Consider the following 5599-nt stretch of genomic DNA (forward strand, 5'->3'; position numbering starts at 1 on the left):
CAGCATTGCTGTGATTGCCCTTAATCCTGGTTCACTTTTAAACACTAAAATGGTGAGTGAAGCTTATGGGCATCATTGGTCGCCAGCAACAAAAGGTTCTGATATATTATATGATTTAGCAGTTTCTGAAGAATACAATGGTATTACTGGCAAATATTTTGACAACGATAAAGGCAATCCTAAAGGACATTTTAGTGAAGCGCATCCAGATGCATACGATGATCAATTAATTGCAGAACTAATAACAAATACTGAGAACATCCTTCAAAATTAAAGAATACATGAAAAATATTGCAATTCTATGCATCATAGCTTTCACTTTTATGATGTGCAAGTCACCGGAAAAGAATGAGACTAAAAACAGTAAGGGCATTGAAAACCCAACAAATAAAGTGGTTTTAAGTTCTGAAATAATATGGGAAAAATTAAATCCTGCGAGAGGTGATAAAAGTCCACAAGCTGGAACTGTTTGGGGAGATAGAAAAGGAACAGTTCCTACAGGTTTTTTAGCAAAATTTGTAGATGGTTTTTCTTCACCACCTCATATTCATAACGTTACCTATAGAGCTGTAGTCTTAAAAGGAAATATACATAATGATGATCCTAATGCTGAAAATATGTGGATGAAACCAGGAAGCTTTTGGACACAACCCGAAGGAGAATCTCATATTACCTCAGCAAAAGGTAAAGAAAACATCGCTTATGTAGAAATAGATCATGGTCCCTATCTAGTTAAACCAATAGACCAAGCTTTTGATAATGGTGAAAGACCTATTAATATTGATGTTTCAAATATTGTTTGGTTAGATAATAGTAAAACTAACTGGATTGATTATAAAAGTAATGCAGAACTAAGTTTTCTTTGGGAAAGCAATACCATTGATAACCTTAAAGGACTTTTTATAAAGCTACCCAAAGGCTATAAAGGACAATTAGAAAGTGATGGAGACATATTCCATTCGGTTGTAATTATGGGAGAGTTAGATTACACATTACCTAACTCTGAAGAAGTAAAAACATTAGATTTAGGAAGCTATTTTAACTCTACTAACAAAGCCATTCACGATATTACAAACAACTCTAAAACTGAAACTATTTTATATATAAGAACCAACGGAAAGATTTCTATTTAGCCGATAAAACGTTAGTTTTTAGTTTAATTTAAAGGAAGCTGCCTGATGATTATTTCAGACAGCTTCTTTTACATTTACTCCGTTTTCATTTGTTCAAACATGCTTAAAAGGTTTTCAACGTGCCAAATTTCAACTATTTTTCCACCTTCAACTTTTATTAAATCGTGTCCCACAAAATTCACATCCTTATTTGAAGCTGGTACACCAAAAAATTCACCTGTATGCTTTGCGGTCATTCTCCAACGCACAAAAACTTTATCTTCACCTATGAGTTCAACAATTTCTAAGTTGTGAGTAGCGTTTGAAAAACCGTTTTTTAACCCTAAGGTTAGACCTTTAATTTCCTCAACTGCATTTCCACCATGACTGTCGTGATCTATTAAATGTTCACTTAATAAATCATTCATTTTTTCAACATTACCACTATCCAATATTTCATAATAACGTTGTGCAACTTCTTTTCTTTTATCCATTTTTTTTGTTTGTGCTTTACAAGCCATTATTGACAAGCTTGCGATTAATACTAAAACTATTCTTTTCATAAAACTTTGAATTTATTGAGAGCAAAAGTATATCTTTACCTACTGCTTGTCAAGTACATACATTTTAGTTAGGTACATACAAAAAAGTTAGTTTTATTGTTAATGAATGTTTTAAAAAATGAAAAAAGATGAAAATAAATGTCCTGTAGCTGAGGCTTTAAAATTTATAGGTGGAAAATGGACCTTACAAATCATCTATGAAATAGGTAATGAAAAACGAAGGTTTGGAGAATTAAAAAGACTGATTCCAGATATAAGCGAAAAAATGCTGATACAGGAATTAAAGAAAATGGCAGAATCTAATATTGTACATAGAAAAGCTTATCCAGAAATACCACCAAGGGTTGAGTATTCGCTTACAGAAAGAGGCGTAAAAGTGTTACCTATTCTCAATCAAATAGAGCGTTTTGGAATAGAATTATTGAGCTCAGCGCAAACGACACCAAGCTCATTAAAATGAACCTATTACTACGCTATAGCAATAGATTCATCTTCAATGTCTTTAGCAAACTTTAAACACATATCTAATGTTTCATTAACATCGTTTAAAGTTGTTCTTGGGTTTATTAAACACATTCTAAGCACTACTTTTCCTTGCAAAACAGTAGTTACTAATAAAGCTTCTTTACATTGAATGATACGCTTAGAAATCTCTTGATTTAATCGGTCTAATTCTTTTTCAGAATACGACTTATGTATTGGGTTATACCTAAAGTTAATTACCGCTAAGGTGGCATGAGAAATAATTTCCCAATCACTACTCTTACGTAGATCGTCTTCTAGCTGCTCTGCCAAATCAATACTATAACTTATAGCTTCTCTAAAGGCACTTAATCCAAACGTTTTTATAGACATGTAAAACTTTAATGCTCTAAAACGACGTGTTAACTGAATGCCATGATCGTAAAAATTAATTTCGGAAGGATTACCTTCTATATCTCTTAAGTACTCAGGTTTTTCGCTAAATGTATTACTCAACCACTTATGATTTCTTACTAACAAGCATCCCATTTCGTAAGGTTGAAAAAACCATTTGTGCGGATCTATAGTTAATGAATCTGCTTTTTGAATGCCTTTTAATAACTTTGCTCCTTTTTCAGACAAAATAGCTGCTCCACCATAAGCACCATCTACATGAAACCAAATATCTTCAGCTTTACATAGTTTACCAATATCTTCTAATTGGTCTACGGTTCCTGTATTTGTAGTTCCTGCATTGGCAATAATACAAAGTGGCTGTAAACCTTCTATCCTATCTCTGGCAATGGCATTTTTTAATTTATTAATCGAAATTTTATAATCAGAATCTACAGGAATTAAGCGAACTTGTTCTTTTTTAAACCCAATAGTTTTTAATGCTTTTATATTAGACGAATGCGTCTGATTAGACATATATATAATGGCCTTAGAAAAGTCATCTCCACACTTTTGTCTCCTTGCTGTCACCAATGCCGTAAGATTAGCCATTGATCCACCACTCGTAAAAATTCCTCCACCTTTTTTGTTCGGAAATTTAAAGAGCTTTAGCAACCAATTAATTGTTACAATTTCTAACTCCGTTGCTGCTGGTGATGCTGCCCAACCACCTGAAAAAATGTTAAAACCAGTTGCTAAAGTATCTGCCATAGCACTGATAAAATTACTTGGTCCTGGTACAAAAGAATACGATTTTGGATGAGAAACAACATTACTTTCAGACAGTACTTTTTCTAATACAAAATCTAGCACTTTGTGAGCATCTGTGCCTTTTTCAGGAACATTTTCTAAAAACAAATTATCCATCTCTTCTCTCGTAGCTGTTACTACAGGAGATTTAGTGTCTTGGGTTTCAAAATGCTCTACTATGGCATCTACAATCTTATAACCATAAGCTTGCATTTGGTCTTTTGAAAGCTTAAGTTGACTTATATTTTTATTATGCTTTGGCATTGGGTTTCAAATTTTCCGCAAAGATAGTTTATCGCTAAGAATTGAATGTGCTATAAACGCAAGAATTTTTGTTATCTTTCTTCTGCAAAAACTAAATTTTGTTAGAAAATATATCTGATTATCCTTAAATGACATTATCTATCACACTGAGCTTGTCTAAGTGCTGTTTTAGTAGAACAAAATCAATCTTAAAAATATGAACACTCATTAAAAATAGCGTACCAATGGAAAACAATAAACAACTAGCCAATCGCCTTAGAGAAGTTATTTTAAATGGTACATGGATTGCCAACACCAATTTTAAAGCACAGATAGCACATCTTGATTATAAAATCGCTAATACTAAAGTGCAATCACTTAATACAATTGCTGTTTTAGCACAACATATTCATTATTATATTGCTGGTGTCAAAAATGTATTTGATAATGGTAAATTAGAAATAAGAGATCAGTACAGTTTTGATTTTCCTCCAATAACATCTCAAACACAGTGGGAAACTTTTCAAAAGACGTTTTGGGAAGACACAGAGGCGCTTGCAGAGTTTATAGAGCAACTATCGGACAGTCAACTTCAAAAACCTTTTGTTAATGAAAAATACGGAAATTATCTCCGTAATATGGATGGTTTAATAGAACATGCTTATTACCACTTAGGACAAATAGTTATTATAAAAAAGATGATACAATCATCTTAAATCACATGATTAAAAATCATAAAAAAGTGGCAAACAGCTCCTCCTAAAACAAATAAATGCCATATAACGTGATTGTAAGGAATTCTTTCTATGGCATAGAAGATAATACCAACAGTATAAAAAAGTCCACCAGCAAATAGCCATAAAACGCCATGAGAACCAATAGCTTCTGAAAGATTAGAAAAATCAAAAACAATTAACCAACCCATAACAAGGTACAATAGCGTTGAGAATACTTCAAACCTACCTGTAAAAAAAAGTTTTAAAACCAAACCAAAAGCTGCAATTCCCCAAACAACCCAGAATAATGGCCAACCCAAGCTATCTCTAAGCATTATTAATAATACAGGAGTATAAGTTCCTGCAATAAGTAAATAGATACTAATATGATCTACTATCCTAAAATTATGCTTGCGTTTTTCTCCTTTAACAGCGTGATAAAATGTAGATGCTAAAAACAATACGATTAAAGAAATGCCATAAACAATAACACTAAAAAGACTCCAAGGTTTAGCCTTATCATCTGAAAACACAATGAGCATAACTAAAGCAACTATACCAAGTGCAGCACCAATACCATGAGACCAAGCATTAAGCTGTTCTTCGTGTTTGGTTTGTGTTCGCATTTACTCTTTAGTTTTATTGAGTTTCTTTTTGGGCTTAGACCATTTGTTTACACAAGCATAAAAATCTATAGCAAATGCTGGTCTTTGTCTATCTAATCGCTCACTTTGAAAGGCACGCTGTAAAATATCTTCTATGAGATAGTCTTCTTCAACTTCTATTGGATTAAATTCTCGTTTTAATGAGATATTAAAAAGACTCGCAGTATTATTAAACCAAAAGGCTCGCCATCCATTCCGCAATTCTTTTATAAGCTGAAATGTTGTTTTACCAGTTTGTCGATGGATGAGTTTTACAAGAATCTGACCTTCGGTTTTGGTTAGCTTTTTCAACTCCGCAGAAAATTCATCTTCAATATATTTCTGAATCACTTTGGCGTATTTCTTCTTATCGCGTTTACGTTTTAATTGTGCTAAACGCTTTTGCAAAGTTTCTAAGCGCTCTGCAGCCAATTTAGCATAAGGAAAAACTTTAATTGTTTTTCTTCGCAACACAATATATCTAATACGAGCTTCTCTATCCTTAAAACTTAAGTTTGGTAGCATTAACACTTCATCGAGCTCAACCTCAGTAACAGGTATAGAATCACCTTCTATTATCATATAATGAACTACTGTTGAGTCTTGCTCTACCTGATTTTCTTGTGCAGAAATTAAGGCTGTAAACAACAATACTA

At 32.8% G+C, this 5599-nt stretch carries 7 protein-coding genes and 1 pseudogene; 4 read left to right on the top strand and 4 right to left on the bottom strand.

The annotated features are described in order from the left end of the window. Together N4A42_RS11885 and N4A42_RS11890 are read left to right on the top strand one after the other, a co-directional pair. A pseudogene (locus tag N4A42_RS11885) lies at positions 1–274 on the top strand (short-chain dehydrogenase); the annotation flags it as partial. A gap of 7 nt (positions 275–281) precedes the next feature. After that, entirely contained in the window at positions 282–1133 is an 852-nt protein-coding gene (locus N4A42_RS11890) for a DUF4437 domain-containing protein (RefSeq protein ID WP_294074268.1), read from the top strand. Between the two features lie 74 nt (positions 1134–1207). On the opposite strand, the gene N4A42_RS11895 is transcribed toward N4A42_RS11890, so the two are convergent. Then, positions 1208–1675 (bottom strand): ester cyclase, encoded by a 468-nt coding sequence (locus tag N4A42_RS11895; RefSeq protein ID WP_294074270.1) that lies wholly within the window; start codon positions 1673–1675, stop codon positions 1208–1210. A 118-nt stretch (positions 1676–1793) separates the two neighbouring features. Here N4A42_RS11895 and N4A42_RS11900 point away from each other — a divergent pair, with 118 nt between their 5' ends. Beyond that, complete coding sequence (locus N4A42_RS11900; RefSeq protein WP_294074272.1) at positions 1794–2135, top strand: helix-turn-helix domain-containing protein; 342 nt, start codon at positions 1794–1796, stop codon at positions 2133–2135. Positions 2136–2143: 8 nt separating this feature from the next. Here N4A42_RS11900 and N4A42_RS11905 read toward each other — a convergent pair whose 3' ends face one another. Then, positions 2144–3604, bottom strand: coding sequence for an aspartate aminotransferase family protein (locus tag N4A42_RS11905; protein WP_294074274.1), 1461 nt, complete (start codon positions 3602–3604; stop codon positions 2144–2146). 224 nt (positions 3605–3828) lie between these two features. On the opposite strand from N4A42_RS11905, the gene N4A42_RS11910 reads away from it, so the two are divergent. Further along, a complete protein-coding gene (locus N4A42_RS11910; RefSeq protein WP_294074276.1) occupies positions 3829–4299 on the top strand; it encodes a DUF1572 family protein in 471 nt (156 codons plus the stop codon). On the opposite strand, the gene N4A42_RS11915 is transcribed toward N4A42_RS11910, so the two are convergent. Next, entirely contained in the window at positions 4296–4925 is a 630-nt protein-coding gene (locus N4A42_RS11915; protein ID WP_294074278.1) for a hemolysin III family protein, read from the bottom strand. The two genes, N4A42_RS11910 and N4A42_RS11915, sit on opposite strands and share 4 nt — an antisense overlap. Next, positions 4926–5594 (bottom strand): DUF4294 domain-containing protein, encoded by a 669-nt coding sequence (locus N4A42_RS11920; RefSeq protein ID WP_294074280.1) that lies wholly within the window; start codon positions 5592–5594, stop codon positions 4926–4928. Positions 5595–5599: the final 5 nt, after the last annotated feature.

Source organism: Winogradskyella sp., assembly GCF_025210595.1.
Lineage (GTDB): Bacteria > Bacteroidota > Bacteroidia > Flavobacteriales > Flavobacteriaceae > Winogradskyella.

What these genes read in the sequence shown, in the direction of transcription:
- N4A42_RS11890 (WP_294074268.1), top strand. Translation starts at nt 282, where the DNA reads ATGAAAAATATTGCAATTCTATGCATCATAGCTTTCACTTTTATGATG.
- N4A42_RS11895 (WP_294074270.1), bottom strand. Translation starts at nt 1,675, where the DNA reads ATGAAAAGAATAGTTTTAGTATTAATCGCAAGCTTGTCAATAATGGCT.
- N4A42_RS11900 (WP_294074272.1), top strand. Translation starts at nt 1,794, where the DNA reads ATGAAAAAAGATGAAAATAAATGTCCTGTAGCTGAGGCTTTAAAATTT.
- N4A42_RS11905 (WP_294074274.1), bottom strand. Translation starts at nt 3,604, where the DNA reads ATGCCAAAGCATAATAAAAATATAAGTCAACTTAAGCTTTCAAAAGAC.
- N4A42_RS11910 (WP_294074276.1), top strand. Translation starts at nt 3,829, where the DNA reads ATGGAAAACAATAAACAACTAGCCAATCGCCTTAGAGAAGTTATTTTA.
- N4A42_RS11915 (WP_294074278.1), bottom strand. Translation starts at nt 4,925, where the DNA reads ATGCGAACACAAACCAAACACGAAGAACAGCTTAATGCTTGGTCTCAT.